The 19,223-nt window shown below is 69.5% G+C and carries 18 protein-coding genes and 2 riboswitches; of the genes, 8 read left to right on the top strand and 10 right to left on the bottom strand.

Annotated elements, in window-relative coordinates; all coding sequences use genetic code 11:
- Nucleotides 1–8: 8 nt before the first annotated feature.
- The 5 genes from ppk2 to C6V83_RS11785 form a co-directional block, all read right to left on the bottom strand.
- Entirely contained in the window at nucleotides 9–845 is an 837-nt protein-coding gene (gene ppk2, locus C6V83_RS11800) for a polyphosphate kinase 2 (protein ID WP_105942556.1), read from the bottom strand.
- Between the two features lie 41 nt (nucleotides 846–886).
- Complete coding sequence (locus tag C6V83_RS19090; protein WP_407646282.1) at nucleotides 887–1,084, bottom strand: hypothetical protein; 198 nt, start codon at nucleotides 1,082–1,084, stop codon at nucleotides 887–889.
- Complete coding sequence (locus tag C6V83_RS11795; RefSeq protein WP_105942555.1) at nucleotides 1,015–2,442, bottom strand: HAD-IC family P-type ATPase; 1,428 nt, start codon at nucleotides 2,440–2,442, stop codon at nucleotides 1,015–1,017. Before C6V83_RS11795 ends, C6V83_RS19090 begins: the two co-directional genes overlap by 70 nt.
- A 168-nt stretch (nucleotides 2,443–2,610) precedes the next feature.
- Nucleotides 2,611–3,606, bottom strand: coding sequence for a malate dehydrogenase (locus C6V83_RS11790; RefSeq protein ID WP_105943903.1), 996 nt, complete (start codon nucleotides 3,604–3,606; stop codon nucleotides 2,611–2,613).
- A 51-nt stretch (nucleotides 3,607–3,657) separates the two neighbouring features.
- Complete coding sequence (locus C6V83_RS11785; protein ID WP_159067507.1) at nucleotides 3,658–4,446, bottom strand: META domain-containing protein; 789 nt, start codon at nucleotides 4,444–4,446, stop codon at nucleotides 3,658–3,660.
- A 129-nt stretch (nucleotides 4,447–4,575) separates the two neighbouring features.
- Between C6V83_RS11785 and secA2 the strand changes: the two genes are divergently transcribed.
- The 8 genes from secA2 to gcvP all read left to right on the top strand — a co-directional run bounded on the left by secA2 (nucleotide 4,576) and on the right by gcvP (nucleotide 13,983).
- Nucleotides 4,576–6,867 (top strand): accessory Sec system translocase SecA2, encoded by a 2,292-nt coding sequence (gene secA2, locus C6V83_RS11780; protein WP_105942553.1) that lies wholly within the window; start codon nucleotides 4,576–4,578, stop codon nucleotides 6,865–6,867.
- Complete coding sequence (locus tag C6V83_RS11775; RefSeq protein ID WP_267893952.1) at nucleotides 6,864–7,457, top strand: CDP-alcohol phosphatidyltransferase family protein; 594 nt, start codon at nucleotides 6,864–6,866, stop codon at nucleotides 7,455–7,457. The genes secA2 and C6V83_RS11775 overlap by 4 nt, the downstream gene beginning before the upstream one ends.
- Before the next feature lie 103 nt (nucleotides 7,458–7,560).
- The gene (gcvH, locus tag C6V83_RS11770; protein ID WP_105942552.1) at nucleotides 7,561–7,965 is read left to right on the top strand and encodes a glycine cleavage system protein GcvH; all 405 of its coding nucleotides are present in this window, start codon (nucleotides 7,561–7,563) and stop codon (nucleotides 7,963–7,965) included.
- Nucleotides 7,966–8,150: 185 nt separating this feature from the next.
- Nucleotides 8,151–8,594 (top strand): glycogen accumulation regulator GarA, encoded by a 444-nt coding sequence (garA, locus tag C6V83_RS11765; protein WP_199832503.1) that lies wholly within the window; start codon nucleotides 8,151–8,153, stop codon nucleotides 8,592–8,594.
- A gap of 14 nt (nucleotides 8,595–8,608) precedes the next feature.
- Complete coding sequence (gene ftsR / locus C6V83_RS11760) at nucleotides 8,609–9,346, top strand: transcriptional regulator FtsR (RefSeq protein ID WP_448223659.1); 738 nt, start codon at nucleotides 8,609–8,611, stop codon at nucleotides 9,344–9,346.
- Between the two features lie 40 nt (nucleotides 9,347–9,386).
- Entirely contained in the window at nucleotides 9,387–9,899 is a 513-nt protein-coding gene (locus C6V83_RS11755; RefSeq protein WP_105942551.1) for a bifunctional nuclease family protein, read from the top strand.
- A gap of 199 nt (nucleotides 9,900–10,098) precedes the next feature.
- Entirely contained in the window at nucleotides 10,099–10,725 is a 627-nt protein-coding gene (locus tag C6V83_RS11750) for a MerR family transcriptional regulator (RefSeq protein WP_199832502.1), read from the top strand.
- 66 nt (nucleotides 10,726–10,791) lie between these two features.
- A riboswitch (glycine riboswitch) is annotated at nucleotides 10,792–10,883 on the top strand.
- A riboswitch (glycine riboswitch) is annotated at nucleotides 10,884–11,002 on the top strand.
- A gap of 116 nt (nucleotides 11,003–11,118) precedes the next feature.
- The gene (gene gcvP / locus C6V83_RS11745) at nucleotides 11,119–13,983 is read left to right on the top strand and encodes an aminomethyl-transferring glycine dehydrogenase (RefSeq protein ID WP_105942549.1); all 2,865 of its coding nucleotides are present in this window, start codon (nucleotides 11,119–11,121) and stop codon (nucleotides 13,981–13,983) included.
- A 460-nt stretch (nucleotides 13,984–14,443) separates the two neighbouring features.
- Here the strand turns inward: gcvP and C6V83_RS11740 are convergent, their stop codons facing one another.
- From C6V83_RS11740 to C6V83_RS11720, 5 genes are read right to left on the bottom strand one after another with little or no spacing between them, the layout of a single operon-like run.
- The gene (locus tag C6V83_RS11740; protein ID WP_105942548.1) at nucleotides 14,444–14,896 is read right to left on the bottom strand and encodes a hypothetical protein; all 453 of its coding nucleotides are present in this window, start codon (nucleotides 14,894–14,896) and stop codon (nucleotides 14,444–14,446) included.
- Nucleotides 14,896–15,399 carry a flavin reductase family protein gene (locus tag C6V83_RS11735; protein WP_105942547.1) on the bottom strand — a complete coding sequence of 168 codons (504 nt, stop codon included), beginning with the start codon at nucleotides 15,397–15,399 and terminating at the stop codon, nucleotides 14,896–14,898. Before C6V83_RS11735 ends, C6V83_RS11740 begins: the two co-directional genes overlap by 1 nt.
- Nucleotides 15,396–16,565, bottom strand: a complete 1,170-nt coding sequence (locus C6V83_RS11730; protein ID WP_105942546.1) for an LLM class flavin-dependent oxidoreductase — start codon at nucleotides 16,563–16,565, stop codon at nucleotides 15,396–15,398. The genes C6V83_RS11735 and C6V83_RS11730 overlap by 4 nt, the downstream gene beginning before the upstream one ends.
- A gap of 38 nt (nucleotides 16,566–16,603) precedes the next feature.
- Entirely contained in the window at nucleotides 16,604–17,785 is a 1,182-nt protein-coding gene (locus C6V83_RS11725) for an SfnB family sulfur acquisition oxidoreductase (RefSeq protein ID WP_105942545.1), read from the bottom strand.
- A gap of 26 nt (nucleotides 17,786–17,811) precedes the next feature.
- Nucleotides 17,812–19,041 carry an acyl-CoA dehydrogenase family protein gene (locus C6V83_RS11720; protein ID WP_105942544.1) on the bottom strand — a complete coding sequence of 410 codons (1,230 nt, stop codon included), beginning with the start codon at nucleotides 19,039–19,041 and terminating at the stop codon, nucleotides 17,812–17,814.
- Between the last annotated feature and the right edge of the window lie 182 nt (nucleotides 19,042–19,223).

Here is a 19,223-nt window from a genome sequence, read left to right as displayed (position 1 = left end):
CTCGCGTCTCAGTCTTCGGTGTCGCCGAGCAGCGTGGCGACGTGATCCGGCACGAACTTGCTCAGCGACCGCGGCGGACGATGGTAGTTGCCGGTGGTCAGCGGCTTCTTCGGGAGCTTCACCTCGGGGCTCGGCACCGGCGTGTACGGAATCGTCGAGACCAGGTGCGAGATCATGTTGAGGCGCGCGTGCTTCTTGTTGTCCGACTCGACGACGAACCACGGACTCGCCGAGGTGTCAGTGTGCACCATCATCTCGTCCTTGGCGCGCGAGTAGTCCTCCCACCGGTAGATGGACTCCAGGTCCATCGGGGAGAGTTTCCACTGACGCACCGGATCGTCGCGGCGCGCACGGAACCGGCGCAGTTGCTCGGCATCGGAGACCGAGAACCAGTACTTGCGCAACAAGATTCCGTCGTCGATCAGCATCTGCTCGAAGATCGGCGTCTGCCGCAGGAACCGGGTGTGCTCTTCCGGGGTGCAGAAGCCCATCACCTTCTCGACGCCCGCGCGGTTGTACCAGGAGCGATCGAACAGGACGATCTCGCCGGGCGCCGGCAGATGCGCCACGTAGCGCTGGTAGTACCACTGGCCCTTCTCGCGGTCGGTGGGCGCGGGCAGCGCGGCGACACGGCAGATGCGAGGGCTCAGGTACTGCGTGATGCGTTTGATGGCGCCGCCTTTGCCCGCGGCGTCGCGGCCTTCGAAGACGACGACGACCCGAGCTCCCGTGGCGCGTACCCACTCCTGCAGAGCGACCAGTTCGGTCTGCAGCCGGAACAGCTCGGTCTCGTACGCGGCCTTGGAGAGCTTGATTCCCTTGTCGGCCTTCTTCGATTTGCTCATGGAGCAATCCTAGAACGCCCGCCGTCGCGGGCGAGCAGGGTTCACCGCGTACCCGCGGCCGACACGACGGGCTCCGGGCGATCCCGGGCGATTCTGACGGTCTGGGTGAGGACCAGCGGGACGACGGCGACTGCCAGAGCAGCCGCCCACGCAGTCGGCGGCAGGACGGTCAGCCCCAGAATGTCACGTAGGGGCCGGATGCCGAGGGCGGCGGCTTCGAACGCGACGGCGACGACCAGAGCCGTCCACAGGAACGGATTCTTGTGGGCGCCGGCGAATCCGGAGCCCGTCCTTTGACCACGAGACCGGACCGGGGGCGAACCGCCATGCGCTTGGCTGCCGAGTCGAAGGGGATCTCGTCTGTGCGGGGGGACTCCTCACGCAATCGCCGCCAGTCGAGGCCGGCTGCACCGGCTCCGGTGAGCAGCGCGGCCTCTGTCGGGTCTCCGACGGGATCGCCGTCGGGGGCGATGTCCGCGTCGTTGCACAGCGTTGCGGCGGCCCAGAAGTCATGCGCATCGACGCCGTCGCAGAGCCACACGTCGGCGACGGTCATCATGTTGCGGGTGAGCGTGCCGGTCTTGTCGGACGCGATCACCGTCGTGGAACCGAGTGTCTCGACGACCGGAAGTCGCCGGACGAGCGCGTTGCGGCGGGCCATCCGCGCCATGCCGACCGCCAGCGTGAGGGTCGCCACCGCCGGGAGCCCTTCGGGGACGATCGCGACGGCGAGGGCGATCGAAACCTCCAGCACGCCGTCCAGCGGTAGGCCGCGGAGCAGTCCGATCCCGGTGAGTGCGAAGGCCAGCACGATGACGACGACGGTGAGGATGCGGCTGAGACGTTCCAGTCCGGCCTGGAGCGGCGCCTGAGCCTTGCGGGTGCCGCTGGTCAGCTCGGCGATCTGCCCGACGACGGCGCGGGGACCCGTGGCGACCACCACGCCGCGGGCTCGGCCGGCGAGGACGGTGGTGCCCATGTAGGCCATGCCGGAGCGATCACCCAGCGCGGTGTCGGCCTCGACTCGGTCGGTGCCTTTGAGGACCGCCTCGCTTTCGCCGGTGAGGGCGGCTTCTTCGATGCGCAAGTCCTCGGCTTCCAGGAGACGCAGGTCGGCGGGTACGGCGTCACCGGCTTCGAGCGCGACGAGGTCACCGGGTACGAGTTGCTCGGCGTCGACCTCGTCGCGGCGTCCGTCGCGTTCGACGTCGGCGACGGTGCGCGCCATCGCATCCAGCGCCTCGATCGAGCGGATCGCTCGCAACTCCGTCACGAACCCGACGATCGTGTTCGCGACGAGGACGATGAGGACGGCGAATCCCTCGATGGGCTTCCCGATGGCGAAGGCAGCCGCGGCGGCGAGAATCAACAGCACCACGACCGCGCTACGCAGTTGGTCGATCAGGATCGTCCAGCGCGAGGGGCCGTCCGCCCGATCGAGAAGGTTCGCGCCGATCTCCCGGCGCCGGGTCTGCACCTCCTCAGTGCTGAGCCCGTCCTCTTCGTCGACGCCGAGCCGCACCAGCACCTCGGCGGCGGTCATCGCATGAGCGTCGTCCACGCGGCGGGTCAGCGCGTGTCGTGCCGGTTCGGTCATCGTCCTCACGCTCCGGGCTGTGCCCTGGAACGCGGTGCCGGCGAGGCGGACCGAGCCCTCGGGCCGGAAAAAGCGCCCATACGGCAAATATACCGCGCTATGCCCGGGTGAGGCTCCCTCGACAGGACGATCGCCGGGCGTCGATGTCTCCGGGGGTGCCGAGAGATCTCAGGGGGCGCCGAGGGCGTCGACCGCGGCGATCTCGGCCTGGAGTTCGGCGACGGAGGCGTCGATCCGGGCTCGGGAGAAGTCGTTGATCGCCAACCCTTCCACGATCTGCCAGTCGCCCCCCACGGACCGGACCGGGAACGAGCACACCAGGCCCTCGGGCACGCCGTAGGCGCCCGGGGAGACGATCGCGGCCGACGTCCACGAGTCGCCGGGCGTGCCCAGCACCCAGTCGTGCACGTGGTCGATGGTGCCGTTGGCCGCCGAGGCCGCCGACGACGCGCCGCGAGCGGCGATGATCGCCGATCCGCGCTGCGCGACGGTCGGGATGAAGTCGTTCTCCAGCCACTTCCGGTCCGCCGCCAGCTCGGCGCCGGTGCGATCGCCGACCCGGGCGTGGAAGATGTCCGGGTACTGGGTGGCCGAGTGGTTTCCCCAGACGGTGACCCCGGAGATCTCGGTGACCGGCACGTCTGCGCGGTGTGACAGCTGCGCGACGGCCCGGTTGTGATCGAGGCGGGTGAGCGCCGAGAAGCGCTCCCGCGGAATGTCCGGGGCGTGGCGTGCTGCGATGGCGGCGTTCGTGTTGGCCGGATTGCCCACCACGGTGATCCGCACGTCGGGCGCGGCGACGTCGTTCAGCAGCCTGCCCTGCGCGGCGAAGATCGACGCGTTCGCCGAGAGCAGGTCGGCCCGCTCCATTCCCTTGCTGCGCGGTCTCGCCCCGATCAGCAGCGCGTGGTTCACGCCGGCGAAGGCGGCGCGCGGGTCGTCGTACACCTCCACCTCCGCCAGCTGGGGCAATGCGCAGTCGTCGAGCTCCATCGCGATGCCCTCGGCGGCGGCGACCCGGTCGGGCAGTTCGAGCAGTCGCAGGTATACCGGCTGGTCGTGTCCGAGCATGGCGCCCGCGGCGACGCGGAACAGTGCGGCGTAACCGATGGTGCCGGCGGCTCCGGTGACGGTGACGACGACGGGCGGCTTGGGATCGATCATCGCGGGCATGGGAGTCCTTCGCATCGGGGATGGGTCGAGAGCGTTCGGGCGTCAGCCCGTCTTCAGCCGAAGCCCGATCGCGGGGTCGGCGCCGTTGGTCAGGGCGAGCGACTGCCCGTCGATCCGGTAGGTGGCCGCGCCCCGCAGGGTGTCCAGCACCGCCTTCTCGATGCGGTTCACCTCGGGTTCGCAGGCCTTCTTGGTGGTGGCGACCGCCCGGAACTCGATCTTGTTCCCGGTCACCGTGGCGGTCCCGTTGAGGGAGTTGCAGCCGGTGAAGCCGGTGACGGTGCCGTCGGTCCCGAACCTCAAGGTCGGTGTGACGCGCTCGATCGTCGCCGACGACTCGATCCCGGACGAGTGCACGATCGCGTCGACCGTCCAGGTGGGGCCGACCAGGGCCGCGTTCTTGCGCTCGACGAGTTCGACGGTCTCTGCTCCACGCCGAAGGGTGAGTGCGTCGCCGGTGGCCGACCAGGTCAGCGGCTCGGCGAAGAAGTCCGCCAGCCAGGCGTCCGCCCGGCCGCGCTCGCCCGGGCACGCCATCATGGTGGCGGCCAGCTGACCGGTGATCAGCCGGTCGCCGTCGAACGTGACCTCGCCCATGTGCCGGTTGCAGCCCGCAGTGGCGGCGATCCTGCCGGGAGTGAAGCTCACCTCCAGCGGCCCACCGCCGGGTATCGGATCGCCGTCGACGCGCGTCGACAGGAAGGTCTTGTCGTTCAGGACCGAAGGATCGCGCGAGGGCTGCGCCTCACCCGAACCGCAGGCGGTCAGCACGGCGCCGGAGGCCAGAACCGCGACAGCGGTCAGGGCGGTGATCATGCGGTGTGCGCTCACCTGTTCCACGGTAGTCCACCGGCGCGCTGTCTCCGCGGACACGGAGCCGCGTACGGTAGATCACGATTCGCCCCCGGACCGGGCTCGCCGATCGGGGGCCGGGCGATGCAAGGAGTGAGAAAGTCACCGATGGGTAAGTTCTCGAACGCGATGTGGCGCATGCTCGGTGCACAGGCCACCCGGAACCAGTCGAAATCGGTCGAGCTGATCGAGGCGTCTGCCGAGCACGACGAATGGGCCAAGGGTCTGTCCGACGAGGAGTTCGCCGAAGCCGCGGCGGAGTTGGACGTCACCACCGAGGGCGGGCGCGCCAAGTTCCTGGCGCTGGCGCGGGAGGGCGGCGCCCGGGCCCTGGACATGACGCCGTTCGACGTCCAGTTGCAGGGCGCGGTGCGCATGCTCGAGGGCGACGTGGTGGAGATGGCCACCGGTGAGGGCAAGACTCTGGCCGGCGCGATCGCCGCCATCGGCTTCGCGCTGACCGGGCGTTCGGTGCACGTGATCTCGGTGAACGATTACCTCGCCAACCGCGACGCCACGTGGATGAAGCCGCTCTACGACCTGTTCGGCATCGAGGTCGGCGCGCTCTCGGAGAAGTCGACGCGTGAAGAACGCCAAGAGGCTTACGGCTGCGCCGTCACCTACGGCTCGGTCAACGAGATCGGCTTCGACGTGCTGCGCGATCACCTCGCACTGGCCGCTGAAGAACTCGTCGCCCCGACCCCGGATGTGGCCATCGTGGACGAGGCGGACTCGGTGCTGGTCGACGAGGCGCTGGTGCCGCTGATCCTCGCCGGATCCACCCCGGCGGCCATCCCGAACAGCGCCATCTTCGACGTCGTCGCCCGGCTCAAGAGCAAGCACTACGAGGTGGACCCAGACGGCCGCAACGTGCACCTGACCGACGAGGGCGCGCACCTGGTCGAGCGCACCCTGGGCGGCATCAACCTCTACAGCGACGAGCACGTGGGCACCACCCTGGTGCACGTCAACGTCGCCCTGTACGCCTACTACCTGCTCGAGCGCGACGTCGACTACATCGTCCGCGACGGCGGCGTGCATCTGATCAACGCCTCACGCGGCCGCGTCGCCCGGCTGCAGCGCTGGCCCGACGGTGTGCAGGCGGCCGTCGAGTTCAAGGAGGGACTGGAACTGACCGAGGCCGGTGAGGTGATCGACACCATCACCGTGCAGGCCCTCATCCGCCGCTATCCGACGCTGGCCGGGATGACCGGCACCGCGATCGCCGCCGGCGAGCAGTTCCGTCAGTTCTACGATCTCGGCGTCTCGCAGGTGCCGCCGAACACGCCGAACATCCGTGAGGACGAGCCGGACCGCGTCTACGACACCAAGGCCAACAAGGTGGAGGCCGTGGTCTCCTACGTCGCCGAGGTGCACGAGACCGGCCAGCCGATCCTGATCGGTACCCACGATGTCGCGCAGTCCGAGGAGCTCGCCTACTTCCTGGAACGGGCGGGCGTGCAGGCCGTCGTGCTCAACGCCAAGAACGATGCCGAGGAGGCCGCGATCATCGCCGAGGCCGGACGGAAGGGCGCGGTCACCGTCTCCACCCAGATGGCCGGTCGCGGCACCGACATCCGGCTCGGCGGTTCGGCCGGCGACGAGGAGGCCCGCGACGAGGTCCTCGAGCTCGGCGGCCTCTGCGTGGTCGGCACCGGCCGGTACGACACCGAGCGCCTGGACAATCAGCTGCGCGGGCGCGCCGGCCGCCAGGGCGACCCGGGCCGGTCGGTGTTCTTCTCCAGTCTGGAGGACCCGCTGGTCACCAAGAACCTGCCGCACATGCGGGAGATCACCTCGACCGAGCCGGACGGGCTCCTGGGTCAGAAAGGCGTCGAGACCGTCGAGCACGCCCAGCGTGTCGCCGAGGCCGCGATGCTGACGCTCCATTCGAACACCTGGAACTTCAACAAGCAGGTCAACGAGCAGCGCGAGGCGATCGTGCGCCGCCGGATGACGATCCTGAAGACCGACGAGGCGGCCTCCGAACTCAAGGCGCTCGAGTCCGAGCGCTGGGAGGAACTGGCGGAGAAGATCGACGACGAAGTGCTCGTCGACGTCGCACGCGAGATCGTCCTCTACCACCTGGACCGCGCCTGGGCGGACCACCTGGCCTACGTCGCCGACGTGCAGGCCAGCATCCACCTTCGGGCCCTCGGTCAGCAGAGCCCGCTGGAGGAGTTCCACAAGCTGATCTTCGCCGAGTTCACCAAGATCGTGGAAGAGGCGATGACCGCGGCTCGGGAGACCTTCACCACGGTCACCATCACCGAGGACGGCGTGGACCTCGCCGACGCGGATCTGCATCGGTCCACCATGACGTGGACCTATCTGGTGCACCAGAATCAGTTCTCCTCGGGATCGCAGGCCATGCAAGGCATCGCGGGCATCTTCCGGTGACCGTCGAGACCGAGGCTCCTGACCGTTTCTGGACGGTGCCCAACGCGCTGAGCCTGATGCGGCTGGCGCTGATCCCGGTCTTCATCTGGTTGCTGATGGTGGTCGATTCGCCGGGCTGGGCGTTCGTCGTGCTCTTCGTGTCCGGTGCGTCGGATTGGCTCGACGGCAAGCTGGCGCGCTGGCTCGACCAGTCCTCCAAGATCGGCGCGCTGCTCGACCCGGCGGCCGACCGCCTGTACGTGGTGGTGATCCCGGTCTGTTTCGGTCTCAAGGGCTACGTGCCGTGGTGGATCATCGGCGTCGTGATCGCGCGCGACGTGCTGCTGCTGGCCACCGCACCGCTGTTGAAGAGCCGCGGGATCACCGCCCTGCCCACCCTGTACATCGGCAAGGCGGCCACCTTCGCGCTGATGAGTTCGTTCCCGTGGCTGCTCGCCGGTCAGATCGACGGCATCGTCGGCACGATCACCTTCCCGATCGGCTGGGCCTTCCTGATCTGGGGCGTCGCGCTGTACGTCTGGTCGCTGATCCTGTACTGGATCCAGACCGTCGCCGTCGTACGCCGGATGCCCAGGGTTACCGGGGCATAGAGATTTCCCGACCGATAGAGTTCTACCCGTCGCACGCGGGCGTACCGCGCGCGAGATGCCGACCACCCCGGGCTGCCCGGGGCCTGTCTGAAAGGTGAGAACCGTGACTGCGACCCAGGTTCCCGAGGAACTGCGTTACACCGCCGAACACGAGTGGATCCGCAAGGTCGGACCGTCGACCGTGCGCATCGGCGTGACCGATTTCGCGCAGAACGCGCTGAACGAGGTGGTCTTCGTTCAGCTGCCGGAGGTCGACTCCGAGGTGGTCGAGGGCGAGTCCTTCGCCGAGATCGAGTCGCACAAGAGCGTCTCGGACATCTACGGTCCACTGGCCGGCACGGTCTCCGCGGTCAACGACGCCGTCGAGGCCGCGCCGGAGCTGGTCAACTCCGATCCGTACGGGGACGGCTGGCTGCTGGAGATCACGGTCGCCGACGAGGCCGACCTCGACGCGCTGTTGTCGGCGCTGCTCGACGCCGACGGATACCGCGAGGTCATCGCCGACTGAGACCGGCGGACTCGCGGGAAGTAAGATTCGACCCGAACCCGAACGTCGGCGACTCGCTGACGGCGACGGGTGGGAACCGGTAGGTTCTCCAGTGAGAGAACCACCCGCGGACGCACTCAACGGAGAGAAGCGTCTGCTGCCATTTTTGTGCTGAACGGACCGGCCCGAGGGCCGGCGAAGGAGTAGTGGTGAGCGGTAACGACGACGGTTTTGAAGCCCCGGTGGAGACCACCTCGGTCTTCCGCGAAGAGTTCATCAAGGAGATCGACGCGCCGGCGACGAGTCCGGAGCCGGCCGATACCGGCGTCGAGCGTCTGCTGCCCGGTACGGCTCTGCTGGTGGTCAAGCGCGGCCCGAACGCCGGTTCCCGCTTCCTGCTCGACCAGCCGACCACCGCGGCCGGCCGTCACCCGGACAGCGACATCTTCCTCGACGACGTCACGGTCAGCCGCCGCCACGCGGAGTTCCGCCTGTCCGGCAACGACTTCAAGGTCGTGGACGTGGGCAGCCTGAACGGCACGTACGTCAACCGCGAGCCGGTCGACGACGCGACCCTCTCCAGCGGCGACGAGGTCCAGATCGGCAAGTTCCGGCTGGTGTTCCTGTCCGGTCCGCGGGCCGGCGACTGAGCCTCGACACGGTTGTGACGGGCAACGCAGCACGCGCGGACGACGCGCGTCCGCATTCGGGCGACCGGTCGATGTCGATCGGCGCGGTTTTGGCGATCCTGCGCGAGGACTTCCCGGATGTCACCATCTCCAAGATCCGGTTCCTGGAGGCCGAGGGGCTGGTCACACCTGACCGGGCGCCGTCGGGCTACCGCCGGTTCTCGGATGCGGACTGCGAGCGCCTGCGCTTCGTGCTCACCGCGCAGCGGGACCGGTACCTGCCGCTGAAGGTGATCAAGGAGCAGCTCGACGCCATCGACGCATCGGGGGTGCAGGCGCCGAGTACGCGGCTGCTCTCCTCCGCCCGGACCGCGGTGGCTCCGGCCACCGACTTCTCCGAGCGCGGCGGCCGCGTGTCGCGGGAGGCGCTGATCGAGCGGACCGGGGTCGACTCGGCGTTCATCTCGGAACTGATGCGCAACAGCCTGCTGTCGGCCGGGCCCGGGGGCTTCTTCGACGAAGACGCCGTGCGCCTGGTCGAAGCGGCGGCCGCCCTGGCCAACTTCGGTCTGGAGACCCGGCATCTGCGGGCCTTCAAGGTGAGTGCGGATCGCGAGGCCGGGCTCGTCGCGCAGATCGCCAGCCCCATCGCCAAGGGCAAGGGCACCGGTGCGCGTGACCGCGCCGAGGAGCTGATCCGGGAGATGGCGGCGCTGTCGGTGACGCTGCATACTCAGTTGGTGAAGGCCGCCGTGCGCGGCGTCCTCGACTGACCGGTTTCGGGCCGGCCGGCACGACGAGAAGGAGCGAACCATGGGTGAGATGCGAATCGTCGGCATCCGGGTGGATGCTCCGCAGAACCAGCCCGTGCTGCTGCTCCGGGAGGCGGAGGGGCCGCGATACCTCGCGATCTGGATCGGACAGAGCGAAGCGGCGTCGATCGCCTTGCAGCAGCGGGGAATCGAGCCGCCGCGTCCGCTGACGCACGATCTGATCGTGAATCTCTGCGCGGCCTTCGATCAGGAACTCAGCCAGGTCCGGATCGTGGACATGCAGGAGGGCACCTTCTTCGCCGAGATGGTGTTCGATTCGGGCGTCGTCGTCTCGGCACGCCCCTCGGACGCGATCGCCGTCGCGATGCGGGTCGGCGCCGCCATCGTCGCCAGTGAGGAAGTGCTCGCCGACGCCGGTCTCGACATGCCCGAGGAAGACGGTGCCGGCGGTGACGAGGCTCCGACCGAGGAGGAGCTCGAGGCGTTCCGGGAGTTCCTCGATCACGTCTCGCCGGAAGATTTCCTCGGCCCGGAGAACCCCGGCACCTCGTGACCGAGGGTCACGGAGCGGTCTCTGCGCGGTCACCATTGATCTACACCTGAACTTTAGGTTGAGGCTTACCCGCGCGTCGCGTTGTGCCGGACGTGGCGAGTCCCTAGTTTCAAAGGCGACAGTTACCCAGGCCGGAAGCGGAGTATCCTCGAATGAGGGACCCCATCCGCCGGTCCGACTTTTGCGTGAGGGAGACACCGTGGGCGATCAGCCGTCCGATCCGCGTCCGGAGGACCAGACCGCGCTCGAGGATCAGGTCACCGTGCCCGTCCAGGGTGGGCTGGACGAGGTCGCCCCCGGCCTGTTTCCGAACGACACCGTCCCCGACGAACTGGTGGGGTATCGGGTGCCGAGCGCCTGCCAGATCGCCGGGATCACCTACCGTCAGCTCGACTACTGGGCCCGCACTTCGCTGGTGGTGCCGTCCATTCGCGGTGCGGCCGGCTCGGGCAGCCAGCGGCTGTACTCGTTCAAGGACATCTTGATTCTGAAGATCGTCAAGCGCCTGCTCGATACCGGGATCTCGCTCCAGAACATCCGCGTCGCCGTCGACCATCTGCGTCAGCGCGGCGTCGAGGACCTCTCCAAGATCACCCTGTTCTCCGACGGCACCACCGTCTACGAATGCACCTCCGCCGAGGAGGTGGTCGACCTGCTGCAGGGCGGCCAGGGCGTGTTCGGGATCGCCGTCTCCGGCGCCATGCGTGAGCTGACCGGCACCATCGTCGACTTCCCCGGCGAGCGCGCGGACGGAGGCGTCTCCGAGACCGCTCCGGAGGACGAACTCGCCGCACGACGCAAAAACCGGACCCGCCGCACCGGCTAGCACGCACCGGCCGAGCCCCACGCCGCTCCGACACCGCCGAGACCACCCGGTACACTGGGCGCACGTCGCTGCGCTGCGGGAGAGCGTCCCTTCATGGGGCCGCCGAAGGAGCAACACCTCTCCGTCAAACTCTCAGGCACCCGGACCGTGGCAGCTGCCGGCGTCTCTGGAAAGCGACGGGTCCGCCCGTCCGCCCACGGTGAAAGGCGAGGTCGTCGACGGCCGCCGCTGAATCTCTCAGGCATCGCGCTCGCCGCGATAGGACAGAGGGGGAGGGCCCGCATCCGGCGTGCGTCCGGATCTGACCAGCTGCTCGCTGAGCCCAGCTTGCTCTTGAGCCCAGCGTGCTGCTTGAGCCCAGCTTGCTCCTTGAGCCTGTCGAAAGGTCGCCCCATGTCCCCCGACTCCGTGTCGCTTCCCGAATTCGCCGCCCGCCATCTGGGCCCCGACGCCGCCGAGACCGCCCGCATCCTCGAGGTGCTCGGCCTCGACTCGCTCGACGACCTCGCCTCCGCCGTGGTTCCGGCGGCCATCGCCGACCCGGCCGGGGCGCTCGCCGCGCTCGATGCTCCGCTGACCGAAGCCCAGACCACCCGGCGCCTGCGTGAGCTCGCCGAGCGAAACACCGTGGCCCGGAGCATGATCGGCCTCGGCTACTACGACACCTTCACGCCCGCCGTGCTCAAGCGGAACATCGTGGAGAATCCGGCCTGGTACACCGCGTACACGCCGTACCAGCCGGAGATCAGCCAGGGCCGCCTGGAGGCGCTGTTGAACTTCCAGACGATGGTCGCAGACCTCACCGGGATGGAAGTGGCCGGCGCATCGATGCTCGACGAGGCCACCGCGGCCGCCGAGGCGATGACGCTGCTGCGGCGGGCCGGCAAGTCCAAGTCCCCGCGCCTCGTGGTCGATGCCGACCTGTTCCCGCAGACCCGCGCCCTCATCGACACCCGCGCCGAGCCGCTGGGCATCGAGGTGGTCGAAGCGGCGCTGGATCCGTCCGCTGAGGATGCCGGGCTCCCGGACGGTGAGTTCTTCGGCGTCATCCTGCAGGTGCCCGGGGCGAGCGGCCGGATCGTCGACGCAGCCCCGATCATCGCCGCCGCCCACCAGCGCGGCGCCCTGGTCGCCGCAGGGCTCGACTTGCTCGCAGCCACGCTGATCACCCCGCCCGGCGAGCAAGGCGCCGACGCCTGCTTCGGCACCACTCAGCGATTCGGCGTCCCGATGGGCTTCGGCGGCCCGCACGCGGGCTACCTCGCCGTGCACACCAAGCTGACCCGTCAGCTGCCGGGCCGCCTGGTCGGCGTATCCAAGGACGCCGACGGCAACCTCGCCTACCGGCTGTCACTGCAGACGCGCGAACAGCACATCCGGCGGGAGAAGGCCACCAGCAACATCTGTACCGCGCAGGTGCTCCTGGCGGTGCTCGCCGCAATGTACGCGTCGTACCACGGACCGGCCGGTCTCAAGGCGATCGCCGAGCGGGTGCACGGCCGCGCCGCCGAGCTGGCGAACCGTCTCACCGGCGCCGGTCGCACCGTCACGCACGCGAAGTTCTTCGACACCGTGGTGGTCGAGGTCCCCGGCGAGGCCGAGGCCGTGGTCGCCGCGGCCAAGGCGGACAAGGGCATCAATCTGCGGCTGATCGACGCTGATCGCGTCGGCATCGCCTGCGACGAGACCACCACCGAGACCGATGTCGCCGACGTGCTGGAGATCCTGCGCGCGGCGGACGCCGAGCCCGCCGAGTTCGCCGCGCCGATCGCCGACCGCACATCGTCGTACCTGACGCACCCGGCGTTCCACCTGCACCGCACCGAGACCGCCATGCTGCGTTACCTGCGCATGCTGTCGGACAAGGACATCGCCCTCGACCGCAGCATGATCCCGCTCGGCTCGTGCACCATGAAGCTCAACGCGACCACCGAGATGGAGCCGATCACCTGGCCCGAGTTCGGCGGTCTGCACCCCTTCGCGCCGCTGAGCGACAGCGAGGGCATCCGTACGCTGATCACCGATCTGGAGTCCTGGCTGGTCGCGATCACCGGCTACGACCGGGTGAGCCTGCAGCCGAACGCCGGCTCGCAGGGCGAGTACGCCGGCCTGCTGGCGATTCGCAAGTACCACCTGTCGCGCGGCGACGACGCCCGCGACGTCTGCCTGATCCCGTCGAGCGCGCACGGCACCAATGCCGCGTCCGCGGTGATGGCGGGCATGCGCGTGGTGGTGGTCGGCTGCCGGGAGAACGGTGACGTCGACACCGATGATCTGCGGGCCAAGATCGCCAAGCACCGCGACGAGCTCGCCGGCATCATGATCACCTACCCGAGCACGCACGGTGTCTTCGAGGACGAGGTGACCGAGATCTGCGCGGCGGTGCACGACGCCGGCGGGCAGGTGTACGTCGACGGCGCCAATCTGAACGCGCTCGTCGGGCTGGCCCGGCCGGGCCGGTTCGGTGGCGACGTCTCGCATCTGAACCTGCACAAGACGTTCTGCATCCCGCACGGCGGCGGCGGTCCGGGCGTCGGCCCGGTGGCGGTGCGCGAGCACCTGGCCGCCTTCCTGCCCAGCCACCCGCTCGCACCGGAGCTGCCGGACACCGGGATCACCATCTCGGCGGCGCCGTACGGTTCCGCGTCGATCCTGCCGATCACCTACGCCTACATCGCGATGATGGGTGCGGTGGGACTGCGGACCGCGACGCTCACGGCCATCGCCTCGGCCAACTACATCGCGCGACGGCTCGCCGATCACTTCCCGGTGCTCTACACCGACGAGAACGGCTGGGTGGCGCACGAATGCATCCTCGATCTGCGCGATCTGATCAAGGAGACCGGGGTCAGCGTCGACGATGTGGCCAAGCGGTTGGCGGACTACGGATTCCACGCTCCTACGATGAGCTTCCCGGTGGCCAACACCCTGATGGTGGAGCCGACCGAGAGTGAGAACCTGGCCGAACTGGATGCGTTCGTCGATGCGATGACCGCCATCCGGGGCGAGATCGCGAAGGTCGCCGACGGCACCTGGTCCGTGGACGACAATCCGCTGGCCGGCGCCCCGCACACCGCCGAGTGCCTGACCGCCGAGTGGGACAAGGCGTACGACCGGCTCACCGCCGTCTATCCGGCCGGTCTGCCGTCGGCTGGCGCGCGCGCCAAGATCTGGCCGTCGGTGCGGCGCATAGACAACGCTTTCGGCGACCGCAACCTGGTGTGCAGCTGCCCCTCGGTGGAGGCTTTCGCCGAGTAGTCGCGGTACTGGTTTCGACTCGCTGCGCTCGCTCAACCGCCGAGAAGGCGTGGCTCCATGGTCGATGGCTTCGTGTGTAGCTGCCCTTGGGTGGAGGCCTTCGCGGAGTAGTCGCGGTACTGGTTTCGACTCGCTGTGCTCGCCCAACCGCCGGGAAGGCGTGGCCTCATGGTCGATGGCTTTGTGTGTAGCTGCCCTTGGGTGGAGGCCTTCGCTGAGTAGTCGCGGTACTGGTTTCGACTCGCTGTGCTCGCTCAACCGCCGGGAAGGCGTGGCTCCATGGTCGATGGCTTTGTGTGTAGCTGCCCTTGGGTGGAGGCCTTCGCTGAGTAGTCGCGGTACTGGTTTCGACTCGCTGTGCTCGCTCAACCGCCGGGAAGGCGTGGCTCCATGGTCGATGGTTGAGCGAGCGTTCGTGTTTCGATGGTTGAGCGAGCGCAGCGAGTCGAAACCAGTACCGTCAGGCGGCGGAGGTCGCGGCGTCCGACAGCTCGAGGGTCAGTCCGCGGGCGGCGAGCAGCGGCACCACCTCCGTGAGCAGGCGTTCGGTCAGCGCGGCGGGATCGGTGGCGTAGAGCGTTACGCCCGGTGCCACGCGTGCCGCCCAGATGTCCCACAGCAGCCCGGCGAGCGTCGCGGCGGTGCCCGGGTGCACGATCGCCTCGACGCGTGCACCCGGCGACCAGCCGGGGCGCTGCTCGGTGAACGCCAGGAAGGCCTCGTTCACCGAGCCGGCCAGCAGCACGTCGATGTCGACGAACGCCGGGCTCGGGGCGGCAGCGGCCAGACGCGCGGCCTCGGACAGGCTGCCCGAGCGCACCCGGCTGACCTTGTCGGCGGTGTGGCGGGGCGCGGTCAGCTCGGTCCAGCCGTCGTCGTAGTGGACGGCCAGGCGGAGCGGCGGGGGAGTCATCAGGAGGTCTCCTTCTCGAGTCGGTGAAACCGGCTGTGGTGGAACACCAGCGGGGAGCCGGCGGAATCGGTGAGGTTGTAGGCGTCGACGGCGAGAACCACGATGACGTGGTCCCCGGCCTGGACGAACTCGGTGGGCCGGACGGTGAGCGTCGCCAGGGAGTCGTCGACGTGGACGGCGCCCTCGGCGGTGGTGGTCCATCCGGTGCCGGCGAAGCGCTCGTCGCCGGGCAGCCGGAAGCGGTCGGCCACCTCGCGCTGGTGGTCGCCGAGCACACTGAGGCCCCAGTGCGAGTGACGGCGCAGCGCCGGGAAAGTGGTCGACGTGTGCGCGACGTTGACCGCGACCAGCGGCGGATACAGGGACACCGGTGTGAACGTCGCGACGAGCAGTCCCACCGGTCCGTCGTCGTCGAGCGCGGCGACGGTGACCAGACCGGACGGGACGTGCGCGTAGACCTTCCGGAGCGTCATCGGGTCGATCGCCGTGGCGGGGGCGCTCATCGGGCTCCCGCCAGGAACGGCTGTCCGGTGGATGACGCGGCAGGCCGGCCGGCGTCGAACAGCCCGCGCCGGCGCAGTTCGGGGATCACGCCCTCACCGAACCAGTAGAGCTCCTCCAGGTGCGGGTACCCGGAGAGGACGAACTCGGAGATGCCCAGGTCGGCGTACTGCTGGATCAAGTCGGCGACCTCACTGTGGCTGCCGACCAGTGCGGTGCCGGCACCGCCGCGGACCAGGCCCACGCCGGCCCAGAGATTGGGCACCACCTCCAAGGACCGCGGATCGCGCCACGAGCCGTCGGTGCGACGGTCCTCGTGCAGGGCGCGCATCGCGGCCTGGCCGGTGGACTCGCTGCGGGCGAGCCCGTTCTGAACCCCGGCGACGGTGTCGTCGTCGAGTGCGTCGAGCAGACGGCCGGCCTCGGCCCAGGCCTGTTCGGCGGTGTCCCGGGTGATCACGTGCAGGCGGATGCCGAACCGCACGTTGCGACCCTCGTCGGCGGCGAGCGACCGGATCCAGGCGATCTTGGCGGCCACCGCCTCCGGGGCCTCGCCCCAGGTCAGGTAGACGTCGCTGTGTCGCGCCGCGACCGGCCCGGCTTCGGGTGATGAGCCGCCGAAGTAGATGGGCGGGGTCGGCAGCGGGACGGTGGCCAGGTGGGCGGCGTCGACCGACAGGTGCTTGCCGCGGAAGGTGACCGTCTCGCCCCGCCACAGTCCGCGGACGACGGTCAGGAACTCGTCGGTCCGTTCGTACCGGGCCGCCTTGTCGAGGTGATCCCCGTATGCGCGTTGTTCGACGGGCTCGCCGCCGGTCACCACGTTGAGCAGGATCCGCCCGGGGGCGTGCCGGTGGAAGGTGGCCGCCATCTGGGCGGCCAGCGTGGGGCTGACGAGGCCGGGCCGGAACGCGACCAGGAAGCCGAGCCGCTCGGTCTCACGTGCGACCATCGCGGTGGTGAGCCAGGCGTCCTCGCACCAGGCGCCGGCCGGGGTGAGCGCCGCGGTGAACCCGAAGTCCTCGGCTGCGCGGGAGATGGAGGCGAGATAGCCGATCGAGGCATCGCGATCGCCGCCGGCGGCGCCGGCGGGCAGACCGTGGCCGCCCCCGACGATGAACCGCGAGTCACCGTAGGTGGGGAGGAACCAGTGCAGTGTGAGGGACATCTGTCTTTCTCAGCCTTCGCTTGTCGTGTCGGGGCGTTCTACAGGGCGCCGTGTCCGCCCGGCAGGTGCCGGGCCAGCGCCCATCTCCCGAGGTGGTGAAGCTTCCAGCGCTCGGGGTCGTGCAGGGTGTGGGTACGGGCATCGCGCCAGTATCGGGAGAGGTTCGACGACTCCGCGGCGGCCCGGGCGCCGCCGAAGGCGAACAGCTCCGACGCCGCCTGTCGCGCCGCGCGCCCGGCGGCGACCTTGGCGGCCGCGGTGGCCAGGGACGCCTCGCCGATCGCCGCCCGGTCCGGATCGGCGGCGGCGTCCGCGTCGTCGATCCGCTCGGCGGCGACGGCCAGCAGTGATTCGGCGGCGCGCACCGCGAGCTCGGTCTCCCCGGCCTGAGCGAGCAGGAGCGGATCGTCGACGGCGCGGTCCACTCCGGCCTCGAACCACGGGCGGGCGCCGGCGACGGCACCGGCCGCCGCGTCCAGTGCGCCTCGGGCGATACCTGTGTCGATCGCCGCGTGAATGAGCTGGGCCCGTGCGCCGTAGGTGCCGGGTGCCTCCAGCAGCGCCGTGAAGTCGACGAGCCGGTCGCGCTCCACCGGTGTCCGGTCGAAGGTCACCGTACCGCTGCTGGTGGTGCGCTGCCCGAATCCCTCCCAGTCGGTCTCGATGGAGATCCCCGGCGCATCGGCGTCGACGTAGGCGATCACCTTCCGGCCGTCGTCGCCGACCGCGCGGACCGCGAGCACGTCGGCGAACACCGCTCCGGTGCAGTAGTACTTGGTGCCGGACAGTAGCAGGCCGTCCGGGCCGCGGACGATCCGGGTGGCGTCGTCGCGGACCGTCGGCGAGTTCCGTTCCGTCTGGGCGTTCGCCAGCCTCGCCCCGTCGAGCACTCGCCCGAACACCTCCGCCTGGAGTTGCTCGGATCCGGTACGCCCGAGTGCGTCGAGGAACACGAAGTGGCTCTGCGGGATCTGCGCGATGCTCGGGTCGGCGGCAGCGAGGATCGCCACGATGCGGCTGAGGACTCCGGCACCGAGCCCGGGCCCGCCGAAACGTTCCGGCACGGTGATGGTCAGCAGCCCGGATTCGGACAGCGCGGCCACCTCGGCGTATGGCAGGCGGCGATCCCGGTCACGGTCGCTCGCCCCCGCCGCGAGGGCGGGGGCGAGCTTCGCGGCCCGGTCCAGTGCCTGTTCGGCGTCTCCGATCGGCTCCGGCACGGCGACTCCGTTCTTCCTCTCGAGTATCAGCTGTAGAGGCTGAATTGCGGTGCGCGGTGGTTCAGCGTCCAGTCGCCGATCTCACGCGCCTTGTATGCGACCGGATCGTGCACAGTGTGGGTGCGCAGGTTCCGCCAGTGCCGGTCGAAGCCGTACGCGCTGGTGGTGGCGCGGGCGCCCTGGATCTCGAACAGGCGCGACGCGGCCTCCAGCGAGACCTTGGTGGTCAGATACTTCGCCTCGGCGATCGCGATCGCCGCCTCGGCCCGCTGCTCGGCGCTGAGCTCGGGACCGAAGTCGAGCGCCTGCTGGAGGACGTCGCCGGCCCGGTCGGCCAGCAGTGCCGCCGCGGCGATCTGCGAGCGCAGTTCGCCGACCAACTCCAGGATGTACGGGTCGTCCGTGGCCGCCTCCAGGCCCGAGGTCTCCCAGGCGCTCGCGTGCAGGCGGGTCCAGTCGAGGGCCTCGTCCAGCGCGCCCTCGGCCGTGCCGATGTAGAAGTTCGCAAAGGCGAGTTGCCAGTGCGGAGTCACCAGCTGCTGGTAGGCGCTGAGCTCTTTGCCGGTCAGCGGGTCGCTGCCCAGGATCTGATCGCGCGCCACCGGGGTGTCGTCGAACTCCACGCCGCCGGAATCGGTGAGGCGCTGACCGATGTTGTCCCAGTCGCCGAGGGGAGTGAAGCCCTCGACCCCGGCGGGCAGCGACAAGAACACCAGGTCGCCCTCGAAGACGGCCGTCACCGACAACTGGTCGGCGATGCTCGCCCCGGAGGCGAAGGTGCGGCGGCCGTTCAGCCGGAAGCCGTCGCCGTCGCGAGTCAGCTCGAGGGCCGAGCCGCCGCGCGGGTTCTGCACGCCGCCCCAGAAGAGCTTCTCGCTCGCGTTCCGCCGGGAGAGTGCCTCGGCCTGCTCGCGTGTGCCGAACAGGTGCGGAATGCGTTGCTGCGCATAGTGGTAGCCGAGCAGGTGCGCGACCGAGGTGTCGCCGCGGGCGATGCGCCGGGTGAGTTGCTGGGATTGCGCGTAGTTCAGGCCGTCGCCGCCGAGTTCGACCGGCTCGCCGACCTGCAGGAGGTCGTGGGTCCGGAGAAGCTCGACTTCGGCGACCGGCGCGGCATTGGCGCGATCCCGCTCGGCGGCGCTTGCGCGGAGCTCGGCCGCGACCAGGTCGGCGCGGCGTAGGGCGTCGGCGAAGCGGGAGGCGTTGTCGGACGAGGACGGAGTGTCGGCGCCGGGGCGCTGTTCGGTGGTGGTCATGGAAGGGGTTCCTTTCGGGGAGGCGTGGGGAGTGAATGGATGGGGAGTGAATGATCGTGGGTGATCTCGGTACCGCGCGGCTGGGTCTCGATACGGCTCGGCTGGCGCCTCGCCTACTCGACCACCGAGCGGGCGAAACGGATCCGCGAACGACCGGTCTGAGTTGTTGGTCGAGTAGGTCC

Source organism: Gordonia iterans (assembly GCF_002993285.1).
Taxonomy (GTDB): Bacteria; Actinomycetota; Actinomycetes; order Mycobacteriales; family Mycobacteriaceae; genus Gordonia; species Gordonia iterans.
Note: the sequence above shows the minus strand (reverse complement) of the source record. Positions and strands in the feature narration are given on the sequence as shown.